The organism is Mesorhizobium sp. CA14 (assembly GCF_020165195.1).
Lineage (GTDB): Bacteria > Pseudomonadota > Alphaproteobacteria > Rhizobiales > Rhizobiaceae > Mesorhizobium.
This window is the reverse complement of record NZ_JAIUHR010000003.1, coordinates 1-16,939: the sequence shown is the minus strand read 5'-3', so window position 1 is coordinate 16,939 and position 16,939 is coordinate 1. Positions and strand designations below refer to the sequence as shown.

Below are 16,939 nucleotides of genomic sequence, written 5' to 3'. Positions count from 1 at the left end.
CGCATGCCCGCCAGCGCCGAGCCCCCGCCACTTTCAGCCATCGCCGAGCCCTATGGACGTGTCGTCCTGCGGTCAGCGCTTTGGCTCGCGTTTCTCGCGCCATTCTTCTATTCGACCTATGGCTTCGCCAACTGGCTGGCCTCAAAGCGCTTATATGTCGGCAGCATCGTCTTCTCCTGGGAGCACCACGTTCCCTTCCTCGCTTGGACGATCGTACCCTACTGGTCGATCAACCTGTTCTACGGCCTGTCGCTTCTGCTCAATGACACCCGGCAGGGCGTCGACCGGCTGGCCGGCCGCTACCTCACCGCGCAGATCGTCGCCGTTTCCTGCTTCATCCTGTTTCCGCTGACTGCCACTTTCGTGCGGCCGGCAACGACCGGCCTGCCCGGCTTCCTGTTTGCCATGCTCGGCAGTTTCGACAAGCCGTTCAACCAGGCTCCTTCCCTGCATATCGCGCTTCTGGTGATCATCTGGGATCACTGGCGCCAACGCCTTTCCGGTCCCGTGCTCGCGCTCTGGCATTTTTGGTGCTTACTGATCGGCGCCTCGGTGCTGACGACGTGGCAGCACCATTTTATCGACATCCCGACCGGTGCGCTGCTCGGCTTCCTTGCGCTGTGGCTCTTTCCGGCTGAAGGAGAATTGCCCTTCGCCGGTTTCTGCCTGACCGCCGACGTCAAGGCGCGGAGGCTTTCGCTCTGCTACGCGCTGGGCGCCGCTCTGGCGCTTGCCGGCGCAACCGTCGGCGCCTTCTTCTCCGCCCTCGCCTTCCTGCTCTTGTGGCCGGCGCTGGCGCTGGCCATCGTCGCCTTCGGCTATGCCGGGGCCGGGCCAAAAGTGTTCCAGAAGACGGCTAACGGCCGTGTCTCGCTGGCAAGCCGCGTGCTGCTCTGGCCGTACCGGTTGGCCGCCAGGGTCAATGTCTGGGCCTGGACCCGCAAGCTGCCGCCGGTCGTTGCCGTCGCCGACGGCGTCTTCCTCGGGCGTTTTCCCGATGCTGCCGAAGCCGATAGCTTCGGCACGGTGATCGACCTTGCAGCCGAGCTGGAGCGGCCGCGCGATGCGATGGGACGATGGACGAGCTTTCCCATGCTCGATCTCCTTTCGCCCCCCGCCGATACACTCGACAAAGCGGTAGAGGCGATCGAGCCGGCGCGCAAGCAGGGCACGGTTCTGGTCTGCTGCGCGCTCGGCTTCCAGCGCAGCGCCAGCGTCATCGCCCAATGGCTGGTCACCAGCGGCCGCTCGCACACGCCGGCGCAGGCGCGCAAGCGGCTCGCCGCATCCGGCCGGCCGGTGCATCTTCAGGTCGGCTTGGACGAGCCGGCATGAACGACGACGCCTATCAGCGCGAGACTGCCGCCTTCGCCGCGATGCTGGTCAAGCAGGCGGCGTGGCCGGCCGTGATCGTGATCGCCGCCGACAGCGTCGCGCCGCTGGTCGCTTCGGCTCGCGGCGCGCTCCACGCGCCCCTCGCGGTGCTGGCGCTAGTGGTCGCGGCGGCGAGCGCCGTCGTGGTGCTTGGACTTTCCACGCTCCTCCTTTTCGACGCACTGCTGTTTCGTTTGATGGCGAGCCATGGCGACGAAGTGTCGGGCGGCAGCGCAGTCGACGACATGCTGGCGCGCATGCGGCTGAAGGCCGCTTCGCCAACGCCGCGCCCGATCGACGAGCGGATCGCGGGAACGCGAAAACTGCTCGCCCGCCAACGCATCGCCTTCGCGATCTTCGTCGTCACGTTCCTCACCGCCGGTTTCTGGATGCCGAGATGAGCAAGCTGGCGCTGCGCACCTACACCTTGCTGCAGACGGGGACTTCGGTCGGCCTGTCGGCGCTGGCCTGGGCGGTCACCGGCGTGCGGCCGATCTGGAACGGCAGCCAGCCGTCCGACCGTCAGCGCATCTATTTCGCCAACCATACCAGTCATGGCGATTTCATCCTTCTATCGACCTGTCTGAGCGAAACGGAGCGCGCCAAGACGCACGCCATCGCCGCTGCCGAATACTGGGGCAAGTCGCAGCTGCGTCGTTTCATCGCCGAGGACATGCTGTCCTCGGTGCTGATCAGTCGGCAGTGGACAAGCGAAGCGGAGCACCCGATCTCGATCATGCTCTCCGTGCTCGACCAAGGCCATTCGCTGATTATCTTCCCGGAAGGCACCCGGAACACCAGCGACGAGCTGCTGCCCTTCCGCTCGGGACTCTACAATCTGTCGATAGCGCGGCCGGACGTCGAGCTGATCCCCTGCTGGATCGAGAACATGTCGCGCGTGCTGCCCAAAGGCCAGTTCCTGCCGGTGCCGCTGCTTTGCCGCGTTGTCTTCGGCGCCCCTGTGGCGGTGGCGCCCGGCGAGGAACGCCGCGCCTTCCTGCAGCGCGCCCGCGCCGAGCTTATGGCGCTCAACCCGCGCCCCGACCGAGACGATTAATGCGCCACGAAATCAGCATTTTGATCATCGGTCTTTTCGTGGTGCTGAGCACCGCCAGCGTCACCGCCGGCATCCTTTCGATGCGCGCGCCGAAGCCGCTGAGCGCGACGCTCGTCAACCTCACCCAGCGCATCAACGCCTGGTGGGTGATGGTGGCGCTGATGACGATCGCCTTCTTCTTCGGGCGCTACGGCATGACCATCCTGTTCGCGCTGATCTCGTTCGCGGCGCTGCGCGAATTCGTGACGCTGACGCATAGCCGGCGCAGCGACCACTGGGTGCTGCTCGGCATGTTCGGCATCGTCATCCCGTTCCAGTACTGGCTGGTGTGGACCGCCTGGTACGGTCTCTTCGTGATCTTCATCCCGGTTTACTGCTTCCTGCTGATGCCGGCGATCACGGCGCTGCACGGCGACACAGAACGTTTTCTCGAGCGCGTCTCGGCCCAGCAATGGGCGATCATGATCTCGGTCTATTGCGTCAGTCACGTGCCCGCTTTGCTGACGCTCGACGTGCCTGGCTTCGAGGGCCGCAACCTGCTTCTCATCGCCTTCCTGATCATCGTCGTGCAAGGCAGCGACGTGCTGCAATATATTTTCGGCAAGCTGTTCGGAAAGCACCGCTTCTCGCCGACCGTCTCGCCGTCCAAGACCTGGGAAGGCCTGATTGGCGGGCTGGTGGCGTCGAGCCTGCTTGGCGCACTCTTGTCCTTCATCACGCCGTTCTCGCCGCTGCAGGCCTCGGCCGTCGCCTTCATCGCCTGCACGATGGGATTCCTCGGAGGACTCGTCGCCTCGGCGATCAAGCGCGACCAGGGCGTCAAGGACTGGGGGCACCTGATCGAGGGCCATGGCGGCATGCTCGACCGCACCGACAGCCTGGTCTTCGCCGCGCCGATCTTCTTTCACATCGTGCGCTACTTCTGGACGGTGTGAGCGGCCGAATTCGACGCGCGCACCGGCAATGGCGGGCTGGAGATCTGGGTGCCGGTCAAGGGGTGAGCGTGGCTTTCCCTTATCCCCCTTGTGGGAGAAGGAGGACTATAGCTCGAGGTTCCACGTTTGCCCGACAAGATCCTTGCCGAAGGAATGGTGGCGCTCCTCGTCGACCAGCCTGAAGCCCGCGGCCTGATAGATGCGGCGGGCCGAGCTCAATATGTCGTTGGTCCAGAGCGTCAGCGTCTTGTAACCCTTGGCGCGCGCGAAGGTGATGCATTCGTCGACCAGGCGCCGGCCAATGCCAAGGCCGCGCGCCGACGGCTCGACATAGAGCAGCCTGAGCTTCGCGACCTTGGGCGATTTGCGCATGACGAAGACCGAGCCGACCACCTCGCCTTCGCGCTCGGCGATCCAGCTGCGCTCCCATTGCGGGACGAAGTTCTTGACGAACTCACCGAGGATCTCAGCGACCAGCGCCTCATAGGTTTCGTCCCAGCCATAGTCCTGCGCGTAGATGAGGCCCTGGCGGTGCGTGATCCAGCCGATGTCGCCAACCTGCAGCGGCCGCAGGATATAAGACACCTTCGGTTCGGGTCTGTCGCCGAGCAAGTCTTGGACGGTGCGCATGGCCTTGACCAGCCGGTCCTGGTCGGCCGGCGCCAGGCGATCGAGCAGCGCGCGCACCTGGTCGTGCGAGTCCTGGTTGAGCGGCGCGAAGGCCTCCCTGCCGGCCGGCGTCAGCGCGATCGAGGCGCGGCGCGCGTCGGTCTCACTGGCTTCGCGTCCGACCAAGCCGCGCTCCTCGAATTTCTTCAAGAGCCGGCTCACGTAGCCGGGATCGAGGCCGAGGTCGCGCACCAGGTCGCTGGCGACGAGCCCATCGCGATGGGCGAGCTCGTAAAGCACCCGCGCCTCGGTCAGCGAGAACGGGCTTTTCAGCAGGCCCTCGTCAAGCAGGCCGATCTGGCGGGTATAGAAGCGGTTGAAGGCGCGCACCGTATCAATGCGCTCCTTGCCGGGATGGTCGTGGATGGTCATGGGAAGTCCTCCTGTCATTGACAGGATCAATCATTTAGTTGACTGAGTCAATAAATACGGCGAGCGAGACACTACACAACTTCGTCATTCCAGAGCGGAGCAAGGAGCGAAGCGACGCGCAGACCCTGAAAGTCGCGGAGGCCAGCGCCAATCACGACCCCGGTGGCCCTACCCCATTGGTAGCGCTGGCCAAAGCTCCACGATCCGCCCGCCGGCAAACACAGCGATCGCCCCGAAATGCTGCAGCACCGCCTCGCTCTGCGTTGGCCGCAGGAAGGCATAGTCGCCGGGCTTCACATCCGCGCCTGCCGGCAGGCCCATGAATTGCTGGTTGGACGACAGGCCGATCAGTCCGTTCGGTTTCATGCCTTCGGGAAACACCGGTTCGGACATCCATTTGCCGCCATAGAGGTAGCAACCCTTGCGCGGGAAGAGGCCAAGCGCCTGCAGCGCCCTGGAAACCGCCGGCGGGCCCGGCAGCATCGGATCGAGCGCCTTGAGGATCGGGGTGGCGATGAAGGCCGCCGGTTGGAAGCCTGCCAGCCCGGGCGTGTCGAAATCCTTGGGCAGCACGAAAGCCGAGCCGACCGACACTTCGTTGGCGACGCCGCCGCCGTGCAGCAGCGCCGTCTTGGAGCCGCCGATGTTGAGGATGCGGCGCTGGTCCGGATCGAGGGCAGCGGCGAACTCCGCGGCCTTGGCAGATGCCTGCTTCAGCGCCTTGGCCGCGCCGCCGAACAAACCGGGGATTTCCGGCGCATGCGCCTCATAGCCCATGATGCCTTCGCAGCGCAGACCTTTTGGAATCGGGAGCGCGTTAATCCCGGCGGGATCGCGAAAGCCGCCGCGATGCAGGCCGACATCGACCTCGAAAGCGAAGCGCAGTTCAGTGTCGAGCGCAGCGGCCAAGGCCCCATAGTCGGCCAGCCGCTCCGGCGTGTCGATCAGCCAGCAGACGCGCGACCACCAGCCGGCGCCGCCTCTGGTCAGCGCGGCCCTGGCGGCGCCGACCGGCATCGGCTTGCCGTAGAGCAGGTCGGCCTCGGGAAAGGCGTCGAGCACGGCCTGCGTCACCGGCGGATGGAAGGTCATGAAGCGTTTGGTTTCAAGTGCTCGCGCGATATGCGAGAGCAGCGGCACGCAAGGCAGCGATTTGTCGACCAGCCGCACGCCAAGGCCCGGCGCCAGCCTCTCCTTCACCAGCGCGATGTTGCCATCCAGCCGGTCGCGGTCAAGCACAAGGCAGGGCCGGAAAATCTCGGCGGCCTTCAATGCATCGGACAGGGCAGCGAAATAGGCGCTCATTGTCGGATGCTGAACAAGTCGGCCATGTAGCGCGAGACGAAGCGGTTTTGCGGATCGATGTCGCGCCGCACTGCCATCGCGTCGTCCCAACGCGGATAAAGCTTCTTGAATTCCGCCGCCTTCAGGCTGTGCATCTTTCCCCAATGCGGTCGGCCGCCATGCTTGCGGAAGACCGGTTCGGCGGCGCGCATGAAAGGCAGCGGGTCATTCGCGGCATCGTGATGAATGGCGATCGAGCAGCTCAGCCTTTTGTAGAAAGGCGAAAGCCAGAACTCGTCGGCCGCTACGGAACGCACCTCCATCGGGAAATAGACTTCCGGAAAGTGCTTTTCCGTCAGCGCGATGATCTCGGCCAACGCCTTGGGACCTTCCTCGTACGGCAGGTGGTACTCCATCTCGTTAAATTTGGTGCGACGCTCGCTGGCGTAGACGTTGAGCCAGTCCTGCACATAGTCTTCCGCCGGCACCTTCTTCACCGCCCCTCTGATCAGCGCCCGGCGCAGCGACGGCAGCCAGCGCAACGCGGTCCGCAGCTTGCGCAAAGTCGCCAATCCTTCTTCGTCGTCTTCGGTCGGCCGCGTCGTTGGCGCCGCGTCGCTGAGGTCGCTGGCGATGAACTGGGCGTAGCCGGAGAACGGGATGTAGTAGAACTCGGCCGAGCGATGCGCGGCCATCATCGTCTCGAAGTTTTTGAGCATGTCGCCGATCGGCAGAACCCATTTGCGGCGGCGCAGCCGATAGGTGGCGATGTTGTTCATCGTCACTTCGGTCAGCACGCCAAAGCTGCCCAGCGCGACGCCGGTGGCGTAGATCATGTCCAGGTCGTCTGCCCGGCTGTACTCGCGCAGCTTGCCTTGCCCATCCACGAGCTGCAGCGCCTCAAGCTGCGTGTGATAGGCGCCGAGCGTCGGGCCGGAGCCATGCGTTGCCGTGCCCAACGCGCCGCCGATCGCCTGCTTGTCGATGTCGCCCATATTGGGCAGACCCTGGCCGATGTCCTGCAGGATGCGCATCAGCGGACCGAGCCGCGTGCCCGCCCTCACCCGCGCCCGGTTGTTCGCGGCATCGTGCGAGACCAGACCCTCGATCTTCTCCAGCGAGACGACGGTGCCGTCGGACTGCACCAGCGGCGTGAAGGAATGGCCGGCGCCGGCGACGCGCAGCGGACCAGGCGCCGAGCGCACCAGTTCGGCCAACTCGCCGGCATCGGCCGGCGTCGCGATCAATTTCGGAGAAGCCGTGACGAAGCCGGACCAGTTGCTCCAGGCGGTTGCCATCTGACCTCTCCGGCTCAGGCCCGGCCGCGCCGCCGCGCGACCAGCACGAAAATGCCGAGCAAAAGGACGCTTGCCAAAGCGGTGGCGGCGGCGAATTCCGGCACGGGCCGGAAATCCGCGCCGTCGATCAGCAGCGAGGCGGCGATCGGGCCGATGGCGAGGCCGAAGAGCTGGGCAGCCGGCACCAGCAGCACCGCGGTGCGCGTCTCGTCAGCGGTGATGGCCAGCCGGATCTGGTAAGGCACGATGAAAAGCAGGATGAAGCCCATCACCAGCGCCACGGCCCAGAACACCGAAAGCCCGGGGCCGGACGCAAGCAGCACCGAGCTGATCGCCGCGACGATCCCGATGACGGTGATGGCAAAACGATAGTCGATGCGCGCCTCGAAGATTGTCGCGGTCATCGCGCCGATCACCTGCGCGGCAAGGCTCGCCGAAACCATCAGGCCGACGGTGCGGCGATCGATACCGAACTGCGCGCCGATGGGCTCGAGAAAGGCCCAGACAGCGCCGAAGAACATGAAATAGCAGAAGATCGACAGCAGCGCGGTGATCGCCGGCACAGTCGCCACATTGGCGAACTGCTCTTGCTTGTGAAGGTCGGCATAGTCGTCCGGCACGATCCAGGCCACGACGAGGGAAAGCAGGCAGACGACGCCGAGCGCGATGAAGCCGCCGGCCGAGCCCGCTCGCGGCACGGCAAAGAGCGCGAGGATCAGCGCCAGCGCGCATTGCGCCAGGGTCTGCAGCGTGACGAAATAGCCGCCGATGCGCTCGGCCCGGCGCGAGCGGGCGATCAGCTCGGTCGCGACGGCGACCAGCCCTCCCTCCGCGAGGCCGGCCAGCGTGCGCGCGCCGATCAGCGCATTGGGGCTGCCGGCATAAGCGGTCCAGACATTGGCGAGCGCCAGCAGCATGAGCAGTGCCGCGCTCTTCCAGCGCATGTTGCGCGCCGGCAAGAGCATCGCCACCACGCCCGAGCCGATGGCGATGGCAATCATCTCGGCGGTGGCGACCAGCGCCAGCTCATCGCCCGTGACGTGACCTTCGCTGTAGAGCGCGCCGAGCAGCACCGGCTGCAAACCGAGGATCAGCAGGCCGACCGAACCGATCCAGAGCGCCGAGGCCAGTTGCAGGCCGGTGGGATTGCCGACAAGCCAATCGCCATTTTCCGCCTGCACGGCTTGCGATGCGGTCACGAGGCGCCCTTCCCTTGCAGCTCGATCGGAAAACTGACAATCTGTCAGCATTTAGCGAAAACTGATACTTGATCATGTTTCTTGTCAACCGCGAATTCGCACTCTCGAGAGAGATTTGGCGCATGACGCAGATGAAGCGAAAAGCGACCGAACCGCGACGCAGGCCCAAGCAGGAGCGCAGCCGCGAACGTATCGACGCGATCCTCGCCACCACCATGCGGCTGATCGGCGAGAAAGGCATCGACGCGGTGACGATGAAGGAAGTCGGCGCGCTGGCCGGCGGGCCGATCGCTACCGTCTATCATTACTTCCCCAGCAAGTCGGCAATTCTGGCAATGCTCTATGAGCGGTTTTCCGAGGAAAGCCGCGCACGCTTCGGCGCGATCATCGCCGAGATAGGCCGGCTGGACGACGTGACCGCCGCGGCCGACCGCCTGCTCGACGACTATTACAGCCGCGTGGCGGCGGACCCGGCCATCCAGGATCTGCAGAATGCCATCCAGGCCGACAAGGCGCTGCAGCACCTCGACATCGCCGAGACGCGGCACCAGGCGAAGATGTTCTGTGATCATGTCGCGCCGATGCTGAAGGCCGAGCAGCGCGAGGCGTTCGGGCGCGTCGTGTTCCTGATCTTCCAACTCGCCGGCGGCGTCGTGCGGCTGGCGCTGACGCAGGACAAGGAAGAAGGCCGGCGCACGATCGACGATTACCGCTCGATCATCCACGCGCAATTGAGATTGTTTCTCTGAGCGCGATCAGGGATCCAGCTTCGGCCCCAGAATCTCCACCAGCCAATCAACGAACATCCTCACCCTTGGCGAAAGCTGGCGGCTCGGCGGATAGAGCACCGAGATCGGCGTCGGCGTCGGCAGATTGCCGGGCAGCACCTCGATCAGCCGGCCGGCATCGATGTCGGCGGCGAAGCGGCGGCGCGGCGCCTGGTAGAGGCCAAAACCCTGGAGCACCAGCGTAGCGGCGGTGTCGGAATTAGAGACCGTGACGCGCGACGGCAGGACGATCTCGCGGATCTTGCCGTCGACGGTGAACTCCAGCGGCATCACCTGGCCGGTGCGGGACGAGACGAAGCCGATCATTATATGTCCGGCAAGTTCGTCCAGTGAGCGCGGCAGGCCGTGGCGCTCGACATAGGCGGCGCTGGCAACCGTCGCCTCGCGCGCCATGCCGATGCGACGCGCGATCATTTCGCTGTCGGGGAGCGTGCCGGCACGGACCACGCAGTCGACGCCCTCGCGCACCAGGTCGACGAACCGGTCGCCCTCGCCGATATGCAGGCTGAGCCCGGGATAGCGGGTGAGCAACGCCGGCAGTTCCGGGATGACCAAGGTGCGGGCCATGTTGCCGTTGATGTCGACGCTCAGCCGCCCGCGCACCTCATGCGCGCCGAAGCCGCCTTCGGCGTCCTCGATGTCGGCGAGGATGCCGATGCAGCGCTCGTAATAGGCTTCGCCGTCGAGCGTCGTTGTGACATGCCTTGTCGTGCGCCGAAGCAATTGCACGCCAAGCCGCTCTTCAAGCTGCTTGATCGCGGCGGTGGCGCTGGAGCGCGGCAAGCCGAGATCGGCGGCGGCCGCGGTGAAGCTGCGCCGTTCCACGACGCGGGTGAAGAGCCGCATACTGTCAAACCGGTCCATCGCTGATTGTTCGCACGGACTGAATAGTGTTGGCAATCCATGGCCGATTATATCGACCGGCCGGGCGAGTATATGCATCTCCATCCAGACAGAAGGAGATTTCGCCATGATCACTCGCCCCATCGCCCTCATCACCGGCGGCAGCCGCGGTCTCGGCCGCAACACCGCGCTCAACCTCGCCCGCAAGGGCGTCGACGTCGTCCTCACCTATCGCTCGCGCGCCGACGAGGCGAAGACGGCAATCGCCGAGATCGAGGCGGCCGGCGGCCGCGCCGCCGCGCTTGAGCTCGACACCGGCGCCGTCGCCACCTTCCCGGTCTTCGTTGCGGCGTTGAAGAAGACGCTCAAAGACACCTGGCAGCGCGACCGCTTCGACTATCTCGTCAACAATGCCGGCACCGGCCTGCGCAAGATGATCGCCGAGACGACGGAAGAGGAATTCGACACGCTGATGAACACCCATCTGAAGGGTGTGTTCTTCCTCACCCAGGCGCTGCTGCCGCTGATCAATGATGGCGGACGCATCATCAACATCTCGAGCGGGCTCGCCCGCTTCGCCGCGCCCGGATCTTCCGCCTATGCGATGATGAAAGGCGGCATCGAGGTGTTCACGCGCTACCTCGCCAAGGAGCTCGGCCAGCGCGGCATCACCGCCAACACTGTGGCGCCCGGCGCGATCGCCACCGACTTCAATGGCGGCCATGTTCGCGACAATGCCGAGATCAACCGCATGGTGGCCGGCGTCACCGCGCTCGGCCGCGTCGGCGTCGCCGACGATATCGGGCCGATGATCGCCTCGCTGCTCTCCGACGACAATCGCTGGGTCAACGCCCAGCGCATCGAGGTGTCCGGCGGCATGAATATCTGAGCCCCGTATGGACAATCGAGGAAGCGCAAGCGCTTCCCGTCGGTCCCGTGAAAACCGGCAGTCGGGGCGGCTCAACGAGAGCTGGGCCGCCCTAACGCATGTCGCATCAGGTCCTCGAAGCCGTCGGCCGGCGACCGAAGGTGACGGGCCTCGCCGATCCCCACCCCAACCGGCGCATTCCCAACCGGGAAATCATGCGAGAAAAATTTCGCGCCGCCGCCCCGTCGCGCGCGCCTTGACTCTCGCAATTCGCCAGCCTATTTCAGCGCCACGTTAGCACTCGCCTTTGGTGAGTGCTAACTCATATCCGGCGGCCTCGCCGGATGGAGGAACAGTTCTCACCGTTCTCATTCGAGGAAGACAACATGGCAAAGTCCAAGTTCCGCCCGCTTCATGACCGCGTGGTCGTTCGCCGGGTCGAATCCGAATCCAAGACCGCCGGCGGGATCATCATCCCGGACACGGCGAAGGAGAAGCCGCAGGAAGGCGAGATCATCGCCGTCGGCTCCGGCGCCCGCGACGAAAGCGGCAAGCTCGTCCCGCTGGACGTCAAGGCCGGCGACCGCATCCTGTTCGGCAAGTGGTCGGGCACTGAAGTCAAGCTCAATGGCGAAGACCTTCTGATCATGAAGGAATCCGACATCATGGGCATCATCGGCTGATCATCGGCCCTCACCTGAATCTTCATCTTCGGGCTCTTCCCGAGCCCCTGCCAGGAGCTAAAACATGGCTGCCAAAGACGTAAAATTCTCCCGCGATGCCCGTGAGCGCATGCTGCGCGGTGTCAACATCCTCGCCGACGCGGTGAAGGTCACCCTCGGCCCCAAGGGCCGCAACGTCGTCATCGACAAGTCGTTCGGCGCCCCGCGCATCACCAAGGACGGCGTCACCGTCGCCAAGGAAATCGAGCTTGAGGACAAGTTCGAGAACATGGGCGCGCAGATGGTCCGCGAAGTCGCTTCGAAGACCAACGACATCGCCGGCGACGGCACCACGACCGCAACGGTTCTGGCGCAGTCGATCGTCCAGGAAGGCCACAAGGCGGTCGCCGCCGGCATGAACCCGATGGACCTGAAGCGCGGCATCGACCTCGCCGTCACCGAAGTCGTCACGGCGCTCGGCAAGGCCGCCAAGAAGATCAAGACTTCCGAGGAAGTCGCCCAGGTCGGCACGATCTCGGCCAATGGCGACGAGTCGGTCGGCAAGATGATCGCGGAAGCGATGCAGAAGGTCGGCAACGAAGGCGTCATCACCGTCGAGGAAGCCAAGACCGCCGAGACCGAGCTGGAAGTCGTCGAAGGCATGCAGTTCGACCGCGGCTACCTGTCGCCCTACTTCGTCACCAACGCCGACAAGATGGTCGCCGATCTGGAAGACGCCTACATCCTGCTGCACGAGAAGAAGCTGTCCAACCTGCAGGCCATGCTGCCGGTCCTGGAAGCCGTCGTCCAGACCTCCAAGCCGCTGCTCATCATCTCGGAAGACGTCGAAGGCGAGGCCCTGGCCACGCTGGTCGTCAACAAGCTGCGCGGCGGCCTGAAGATCGCCGCCGTCAAGGCGCCGGGCTTCGGTGACCGCCGCAAGGCCATGCTGGAAGACATCGCCATCCTCACCGGTGGCCAGGTCATCTCGGAAGACCTCGGCATCAAGCTCGAGAATGTCGGCCTCAACATGCTCGGCCGCGCCAAGAAGGTGTCGATCTCCAAGGAGAACACCACCATCGTCGACGGCGCCGGCAAGAAGGCCGAGATCCAGGGCCGCGTCGCCCAGATCAAGCAGCAGATCGAGGAGACCACCTCGGACTACGACAAGGAGAAGCTGCAGGAACGTCTGGCGAAGCTCGCCGGCGGCGTTGCCGTGATCCGCGTCGGCGGTGCGACCGAAGTGGAAGTCAAGGAAAAGAAGGACCGCGTCGATGACGCCCTGAACGCGACCCGCGCGGCCGTGGAAGAGGGCATCGTCGCCGGCGGCGGCGTTGCGCTCCTGCGCGCCTCGGGCAACCTCAAGGCCACCGGCGCCAACTCCGATCAGGCCGCCGGCATCAACATCGTGCGTCGCGCGCTGCAGGCTCCGGCCCGCCAGATCGCGGCCAATGCCGGTGCGGAAGCCTCGATCGTCGCTGGCAAGATCCTCGACAACAAGGGCGCGACCTTCGGCTACAACGCCCAGACCGGCGAGTATGGCGACATGATCGCCATGGGCATCGTCGACCCGGTCAAGGTCGTGCGCACGGCTCTCCAGGACGCGGCCTCGGTCGCCGGCCTGCTCGTCACTACCGAAGCCATGATCGCCGAAGCTCCGAAAAAGGAGTCGGCCGGCGGCGGCATGCCTGGCGGCATGGGCGGCGGCGGCATGGGCGGCATGGGCGGCATGGACTTCTAATCCAGGCTACCAAGCCAATGCATACGGAAAGGGCGCCGAAAGGCGCCCTTTTTGTTGCATTTGGAGATCAAATCCGAGTCCTCAGGCGGCACTCTCGGCCTGCCGTGCGACCTTGCCAGCCAGCACCGCCTGCTCGACCAGCGCTGCGACCTCGTCGGCCACCGCCTGGACCGGCGTGCGGTCGCGGGTGGCGCGGGCGATCACCATCAGGCCTTCCAGCGACGATTCGACCAACAGCGCCAGCGCCTGCGCGCGCCGCTCCGGCACCCCTGCCCTGACGAAAGCCTGGCGCAGCAGCCCGATCCACTGCTCGAAGGCCGAGCGGCAGATTTCAACCAGGTCCGGAACATCGTTCGGTGCGTCGAGCACCACCGGCGCCACCGGGCAGCCGAGGGAGAACTCGTTCTCCTCCAGCATGCGGGCGACCGACTGGTAGATGTGGTGGACGGCAACGGCGGGATCGCTTTCCTCCAACAGCGCGGCGCCCAGCCGCTCCGTCACATCGGCGACGCTGGCGCGCGTCACCTCTATGACAAGCTGGTCCTTGCCGCCGGGAAAATGAAAATAGAGCGAACCGCGCGGTGCTGCGCTGGCGCTCAGAATGTCGTTCAGTGACGTGCCGTGATAGCCGCGCTGCCGGAGGAGCAGCGCCGTCGCCTCGATCATGCGGGTGCGTGTGTCCGTCGCCACGTCGACCTCTCGAATGTCAACCTCTGTCAGGAATGCGCATTATAGGGCTTGCCCCAAATATGACAATCGGTCTACATAATATGTAAATCGGTCTATATATTTCGGAGGCAACAATGCGGACTTATCGGCTTGAGGAATTCGGCGACATCGAGAAACTGGCAGTACGGGAGGTGCGAATCCCCGAGCCGGGGAGAAACCAGATCCTGGTGCGTGTGCGGGCAACCTCGCTCAACCGCCGCGACACGATGATCCTCAACGGCACCTATCCGCTGACGCCGCATGCGGGCATCGTGCCGCTAAGCGACGGCGCCGGCGAAGTCGTCGCGGTCGGCGGCGACGTGACCCGCTTTGTCGTCGGCGACCGCGTCACCGGCAGCTACTTCGCGCGCTGGATCGACGGCCGCATGCATCCGGGCGTCGTCGATCAGCTTGGCTGCACACTGGACGGCATGCTCTCAGAATATGCGCTGCTCGAGGAGCAATGGGCGGTGCGGCTGCCCGACCATCTCTCATGGCAGGAAGCGGCGACCTTCACCTGCGCCGGGCTGACCGCCTGGAGCGCGCTGACGGGCGCCGAGGTTCCGAAGCCCGGACAGTGGGTCCTGGTGATCGGCTCGGGCGGCGTTGCGCTGTTCTCCTTGCAGTTCGCCAAGCTCATGGGCTGCCGCGTGGCCGCCGTCACCTCGCGAGCCGAGAAGGCCGACAGACTTTGGGCACTCGGCGCCGACCTCGTCATCGCGGCGGCCGAAACACCGGAATGGGGCATGAAGCTGCGCGAGACGACCGGCGGCATCGATCTGGTCGTCGAGACCGGCGGTCCAGCCACCTTCGCGCAGTCGCTGATCGCCAGTTCGCTCTACGGCCGCATCGTGCTGCTGACCGTTCAGGACCAGAAGGGCAAGCCGGTCGAGATCCCGGGCGCCGTCTATCAGCGCAGCCTCGTCACCATCAGCCGACTGTTCGTCGGCAGCCGCAACGGGCTGGAGGCAATGCTTGCCGCGGTCGCCACGCACCGGCTGAAGCCGATCATCGACAGGGTCTTCCCCTTCGCCGAGCCGCGCGAGGCCTACCGCCATTTCCAGCAGGGCGACGTCTTCGGCAAGGTCGTCATCGACGGCGCGTAATCGTCGCTTTTTTCGCAAACAGAGAGGAGATCAGCCATGACAATTCGAGAGGCCTCGGCCCAATGGCAGGGCACGCTCAAGGAGGGATCCGGCCGACTGCAGCTGGGCAGCGGCGTGTTCGAAGGCGCCTATTCCTTCCCGTCGCGCTTCGAGAGCGGTCCGGGCACCAATCCGGAAGAACTGATCGCGGCCGCCCATGCCGGCTGCTTGTCGATGGCGCTCACCGCCATACTCGGCGCCGAAGGCCACACGGCCGAGAACATCCATACGATCGCCAAGGTGCATCTCGGCGCCACCACGGCCGGGCCGACGCTCACCCGCATCGAGCTCGAAACTCGGGCCCGCGTCGCGGGCATCTCGGCGGAGGATTTCGAGCGGCTGGCGCAAAAGGCCAAGGCGGCCTGCCTTGTCTCGCGGGCGCTGGCCGGCGTCGCAACCATTACGCTCAAGGCGAGCCTCGTAGCTCAATGAAACGACAGGAGAAGATCCAATGATCCAGGAATTGATCATCGACATCGCCGCGGCCAAGCGCTCCGCCGAGACGGCGGAAATCATGCGGCGCTACAATGACGTCTTCCAGCATCACGATCCGGCGGCACTGGACGAATTGGTGGCGCAGGACTGCGTGATCGAGAACACCACGCCGGCGCCCGACGGCGCCCGCCGCATCGGCAAGGCGGCTTGCGTCGAATTGTGGTCGGCGATCGCCACCGGACCCGGAACGCGCTTCGACATCGAAGAAACATTCGTCGCCGGCGACCGCGCCACGATTCGCTGGCGCTTCTGGATGTCCGACGGCAAGTCGCTGCGCGGCGTCAACCTGATGCGCGTCGCGGATGGCAAAATCGTCGAGGCGATGGGCTACGTCAAAGGATAGTCGGCTAGCTTATCTGTCGGCCAGCGCCAGCTTGGCGCCGAGCATGACGAAGGCGCCGGCGAAGGTGCGGCGCATCCAGGTCAGCACCTTCGGCCGCGACACGATGTGGCTGCGTACCGAAGCGGCAAACACGCCGTAGATGGCAAAGACGACGAAGGTCATCAGCATGAAGACGCCGGAGAGCTCCAGCATCTTGGGCAGCGCGTGCGGCTCGGTGGTGCTGACGAATTGCGGCAGGAAGGCGAAGAAGAAGATCGACAGTTTGGGGTTCAGGATGTTGACCAGGACGCCGGAGGTGATGGTCCTTGCGGTCGAGCGCGGCACGGCATCCTCATCGATGCTCAAGCCGCCCTTCTCCTTCAGCGTGTTCCAGGCCATGTAGAGCAGATAGGCGACGCCGAGATATTTCAGCGTCTCGAAAGCGACGGCGCTTGTGTGCAGCACAGCGGCGAGGCCGGTGATGGCGGCCGCCATATGCGGGATGATGCCCAGCGTGCAGGCGAAGGCGGCGATGATCGAAGCGCGCGCGCCGCGCGAGAGGCCGGCGCTCAGCGTGTAGAGGACGCCGGTGCCTGGCGAAGCCACAATGATCAGCGACGTCAACAGGAATTCGATGCTCATGGATTTCCTCCGCAGTCCTGCCCGGCGCGAAGGTACCGACAGACGTGCGACCGGGCAAGCGGGTGAAGAGCGTGATCTTCGCCTTGCGCCAACCCCTTGCGCGACAAGACGACGTCGGCGCTATGCGAGACGACCCCTCTGACCGCTTCGCGGCCATCTCCCCCTCGAGGGCATAGGCGCTAAGATAGGGTATTGCGGCGCGGAATCGGTTGTGATTCTACGCTGGGGATGAGACACGAATCGCTTGTTGATGATGGCTGGGCCGAGACACTTGAGCTTCTCGGCGGCGAAGAGTTGATCGCAGGAAGTGCGCGCGAGACGAAGGCGTTCGTGCGACCACGCGGCATCAGGTCGGCGAGCGACCTGTTGCGCCTGACGCTGGCTTACTGCCTTGGCAAGGTAGGGATGCGGGGTGTCGTGGCCTGGGCGGCGGCAAGCGGGATTGCCGACATTTCGGACGTGGCCTTGCTCGGCCGGCTGCGCAATGCAGGGCCATGGCTGCAGCAGTTGATCGGGCATCTTTTGAAGCGCGAGGAG

At 65.0% G+C, this 16,939-nt stretch carries 18 protein-coding genes and 1 pseudogene; 12 read left to right on the top strand and 7 right to left on the bottom strand.

What is annotated here, in order from left to right:
• Positions 1–3 precede the first annotated feature (3 nt).
• The 4 genes from LB565_RS04445 to LB565_RS04430 are packed head-to-tail and all read left to right on the top strand — an operon-like array spanning position 4 to position 3,366.
• Positions 4–1,335 (top strand): phosphatase PAP2/dual specificity phosphatase family protein, encoded by a 1,332-nt coding sequence (locus LB565_RS04445; RefSeq protein ID WP_224581962.1) that lies wholly within the window; start codon positions 4–6, stop codon positions 1,333–1,335.
• Positions 1,332–1,775 carry a hypothetical protein gene (locus LB565_RS04440; RefSeq protein ID WP_224581961.1) on the top strand — a complete coding sequence of 148 codons (444 nt, stop codon included), beginning with the start codon at positions 1,332–1,334 and terminating at the stop codon, positions 1,773–1,775. Before LB565_RS04445 ends, LB565_RS04440 begins: the two co-directional genes overlap by 4 nt.
• Positions 1,772–2,431 carry a lysophospholipid acyltransferase family protein gene (locus LB565_RS04435; protein ID WP_224581960.1) on the top strand — a complete coding sequence of 220 codons (660 nt, stop codon included), beginning with the start codon at positions 1,772–1,774 and terminating at the stop codon, positions 2,429–2,431. The genes LB565_RS04440 and LB565_RS04435 overlap by 4 nt, the downstream gene beginning before the upstream one ends.
• The gene (locus tag LB565_RS04430) at positions 2,431–3,366 is read left to right on the top strand and encodes a phosphatidate cytidylyltransferase (protein WP_224581959.1); all 936 of its coding nucleotides are present in this window, start codon (positions 2,431–2,433) and stop codon (positions 3,364–3,366) included. The genes LB565_RS04435 and LB565_RS04430 overlap by 1 nt, the downstream gene beginning before the upstream one ends.
• A gap of 105 nt (positions 3,367–3,471) precedes the next feature.
• On the opposite strand, the gene LB565_RS04425 is transcribed toward LB565_RS04430, so the two are convergent.
• The 4 genes from LB565_RS04425 to LB565_RS04410 all read right to left on the bottom strand — a co-directional run bounded on the left by LB565_RS04425 (position 3,472) and on the right by LB565_RS04410 (position 8,188).
• Entirely contained in the window at positions 3,472–4,407 is a 936-nt protein-coding gene (locus LB565_RS04425) for a helix-turn-helix domain-containing GNAT family N-acetyltransferase (protein WP_224581958.1), read from the bottom strand.
• 168 nt (positions 4,408–4,575) lie between these two features.
• The gene (locus LB565_RS04420; protein WP_224581957.1) at positions 4,576–5,712 is read right to left on the bottom strand and encodes an alanine racemase; all 1,137 of its coding nucleotides are present in this window, start codon (positions 5,710–5,712) and stop codon (positions 4,576–4,578) included.
• Entirely contained in the window at positions 5,709–6,989 is a 1,281-nt protein-coding gene (locus LB565_RS04415; RefSeq protein ID WP_224581956.1) for a D-arabinono-1,4-lactone oxidase, read from the bottom strand. The genes LB565_RS04420 and LB565_RS04415 overlap by 4 nt, the downstream gene beginning before the upstream one ends.
• Positions 6,990–7,003: 14 nt before the next feature.
• Positions 7,004–8,188: an MFS transporter gene (locus LB565_RS04410; protein ID WP_224581955.1), complete on the bottom strand. Its 1,185-nt coding sequence runs from the start codon at positions 8,186–8,188 to the stop codon at positions 7,004–7,006.
• Positions 8,189–8,310: 122 nt separating this feature from the next.
• On the opposite strand from LB565_RS04410, the gene LB565_RS04405 reads away from it, so the two are divergent.
• Positions 8,311–8,937 carry a TetR/AcrR family transcriptional regulator gene (locus LB565_RS04405; protein ID WP_224581954.1) on the top strand — a complete coding sequence of 209 codons (627 nt, stop codon included), beginning with the start codon at positions 8,311–8,313 and terminating at the stop codon, positions 8,935–8,937.
• A gap of 6 nt (positions 8,938–8,943) precedes the next feature.
• On the opposite strand, the gene LB565_RS04400 is transcribed toward LB565_RS04405, so the two are convergent.
• Entirely contained in the window at positions 8,944–9,840 is an 897-nt protein-coding gene (locus LB565_RS04400) for a LysR family transcriptional regulator (protein WP_224581953.1), read from the bottom strand.
• 106 nt (positions 9,841–9,946) lie between these two features.
• On the opposite strand from LB565_RS04400, the gene LB565_RS04395 reads away from it, so the two are divergent.
• The 3 genes from LB565_RS04395 (at position 9,947) to groL (ending at position 13,090) form a co-directional block, all read left to right on the top strand.
• Positions 9,947–10,708 carry an SDR family NAD(P)-dependent oxidoreductase gene (locus LB565_RS04395; RefSeq protein WP_224581952.1) on the top strand — a complete coding sequence of 254 codons (762 nt, stop codon included), beginning with the start codon at positions 9,947–9,949 and terminating at the stop codon, positions 10,706–10,708.
• 365 nt (positions 10,709–11,073) lie between these two features.
• Complete coding sequence (gene groES / locus LB565_RS04390) at positions 11,074–11,370, top strand: co-chaperone GroES (protein ID WP_010915433.1); 297 nt, start codon at positions 11,074–11,076, stop codon at positions 11,368–11,370.
• 64 nt (positions 11,371–11,434) lie between these two features.
• A complete protein-coding gene (groL, locus tag LB565_RS04385) occupies positions 11,435–13,090 on the top strand; it encodes a chaperonin GroEL (RefSeq protein ID WP_095768453.1) in 1,656 nt (551 codons plus the stop codon).
• An 81-nt stretch (positions 13,091–13,171) separates the two neighbouring features.
• On the opposite strand, the gene LB565_RS04380 is transcribed toward groL, so the two are convergent.
• The gene (locus tag LB565_RS04380; protein WP_224581951.1) at positions 13,172–13,780 is read right to left on the bottom strand and encodes a TetR/AcrR family transcriptional regulator; all 609 of its coding nucleotides are present in this window, start codon (positions 13,778–13,780) and stop codon (positions 13,172–13,174) included.
• 113 nt (positions 13,781–13,893) lie between these two features.
• Here LB565_RS04380 and LB565_RS04375 point away from each other — a divergent pair, with 113 nt between their 5' ends.
• From LB565_RS04375 to LB565_RS04365, 3 genes are read left to right on the top strand one after another with little or no spacing between them, the layout of a single operon-like run.
• Positions 13,894–14,904, top strand: coding sequence for a zinc-dependent alcohol dehydrogenase family protein (locus tag LB565_RS04375; RefSeq protein WP_224581950.1), 1,011 nt, complete (start codon positions 13,894–13,896; stop codon positions 14,902–14,904).
• A 36-nt stretch (positions 14,905–14,940) separates the two neighbouring features.
• The gene (locus tag LB565_RS04370) at positions 14,941–15,375 is read left to right on the top strand and encodes an OsmC family protein (protein ID WP_224581949.1); all 435 of its coding nucleotides are present in this window, start codon (positions 14,941–14,943) and stop codon (positions 15,373–15,375) included.
• Between the two features lie 19 nt (positions 15,376–15,394).
• Positions 15,395–15,781 carry a nuclear transport factor 2 family protein gene (locus LB565_RS04365; RefSeq protein ID WP_224581948.1) on the top strand — a complete coding sequence of 129 codons (387 nt, stop codon included), beginning with the start codon at positions 15,395–15,397 and terminating at the stop codon, positions 15,779–15,781.
• A gap of 9 nt (positions 15,782–15,790) precedes the next feature.
• Here LB565_RS04365 and LB565_RS04360 read toward each other — a convergent pair whose 3' ends face one another.
• Entirely contained in the window at positions 15,791–16,402 is a 612-nt protein-coding gene (locus LB565_RS04360) for a LysE family translocator (RefSeq protein ID WP_224581947.1), read from the bottom strand.
• A gap of 192 nt (positions 16,403–16,594) precedes the next feature.
• Here LB565_RS04360 and LB565_RS04355 point away from each other — a divergent pair.
• Positions 16,595–16,939 (top strand): annotated as a pseudogene (locus tag LB565_RS04355) (hypothetical protein); the annotation flags it as partial.

What these genes read in the sequence shown, in the direction of transcription:
- LB565_RS04445 (WP_224581962.1), top strand. Translation starts at nt 4, where the DNA reads ATGCCCGCCAGCGCCGAGCCCCCGCCACTTTCAGCCATCGCCGAGCCC.
- LB565_RS04440 (WP_224581961.1), top strand. Translation starts at nt 1,332, where the DNA reads ATGAACGACGACGCCTATCAGCGCGAGACTGCCGCCTTCGCCGCGATG.
- LB565_RS04435 (WP_224581960.1), top strand. Translation starts at nt 1,772, where the DNA reads ATGAGCAAGCTGGCGCTGCGCACCTACACCTTGCTGCAGACGGGGACT.
- LB565_RS04430 (WP_224581959.1), top strand. Translation starts at nt 2,431, where the DNA reads ATGCGCCACGAAATCAGCATTTTGATCATCGGTCTTTTCGTGGTGCTG.
- LB565_RS04425 (WP_224581958.1), bottom strand. Translation starts at nt 4,407, where the DNA reads ATGACCATCCACGACCATCCCGGCAAGGAGCGCATTGATACGGTGCGC.
- LB565_RS04420 (WP_224581957.1), bottom strand. Translation starts at nt 5,712, where the DNA reads ATGAGCGCCTATTTCGCTGCCCTGTCCGATGCATTGAAGGCCGCCGAG.
- LB565_RS04415 (WP_224581956.1), bottom strand. Translation starts at nt 6,989, where the DNA reads ATGGCAACCGCCTGGAGCAACTGGTCCGGCTTCGTCACGGCTTCTCCG.
- LB565_RS04405 (WP_224581954.1), top strand. Translation starts at nt 8,311, where the DNA reads ATGACGCAGATGAAGCGAAAAGCGACCGAACCGCGACGCAGGCCCAAG.
- LB565_RS04400 (WP_224581953.1), bottom strand. Translation starts at nt 9,840, where the DNA reads ATGGACCGGTTTGACAGTATGCGGCTCTTCACCCGCGTCGTGGAACGG.
- LB565_RS04395 (WP_224581952.1), top strand. Translation starts at nt 9,947, where the DNA reads ATGATCACTCGCCCCATCGCCCTCATCACCGGCGGCAGCCGCGGTCTC.
- groES (WP_010915433.1), top strand. Translation starts at nt 11,074, where the DNA reads ATGGCAAAGTCCAAGTTCCGCCCGCTTCATGACCGCGTGGTCGTTCGC.
- groL (WP_095768453.1), top strand. Translation starts at nt 11,435, where the DNA reads ATGGCTGCCAAAGACGTAAAATTCTCCCGCGATGCCCGTGAGCGCATG.
- LB565_RS04375 (WP_224581950.1), top strand. Translation starts at nt 13,894, where the DNA reads ATGCGGACTTATCGGCTTGAGGAATTCGGCGACATCGAGAAACTGGCA.
- LB565_RS04370 (WP_224581949.1), top strand. Translation starts at nt 14,941, where the DNA reads ATGACAATTCGAGAGGCCTCGGCCCAATGGCAGGGCACGCTCAAGGAG.
- LB565_RS04365 (WP_224581948.1), top strand. Translation starts at nt 15,395, where the DNA reads ATGATCCAGGAATTGATCATCGACATCGCCGCGGCCAAGCGCTCCGCC.
- LB565_RS04360 (WP_224581947.1), bottom strand. Translation starts at nt 16,402, where the DNA reads ATGAGCATCGAATTCCTGTTGACGTCGCTGATCATTGTGGCTTCGCCA.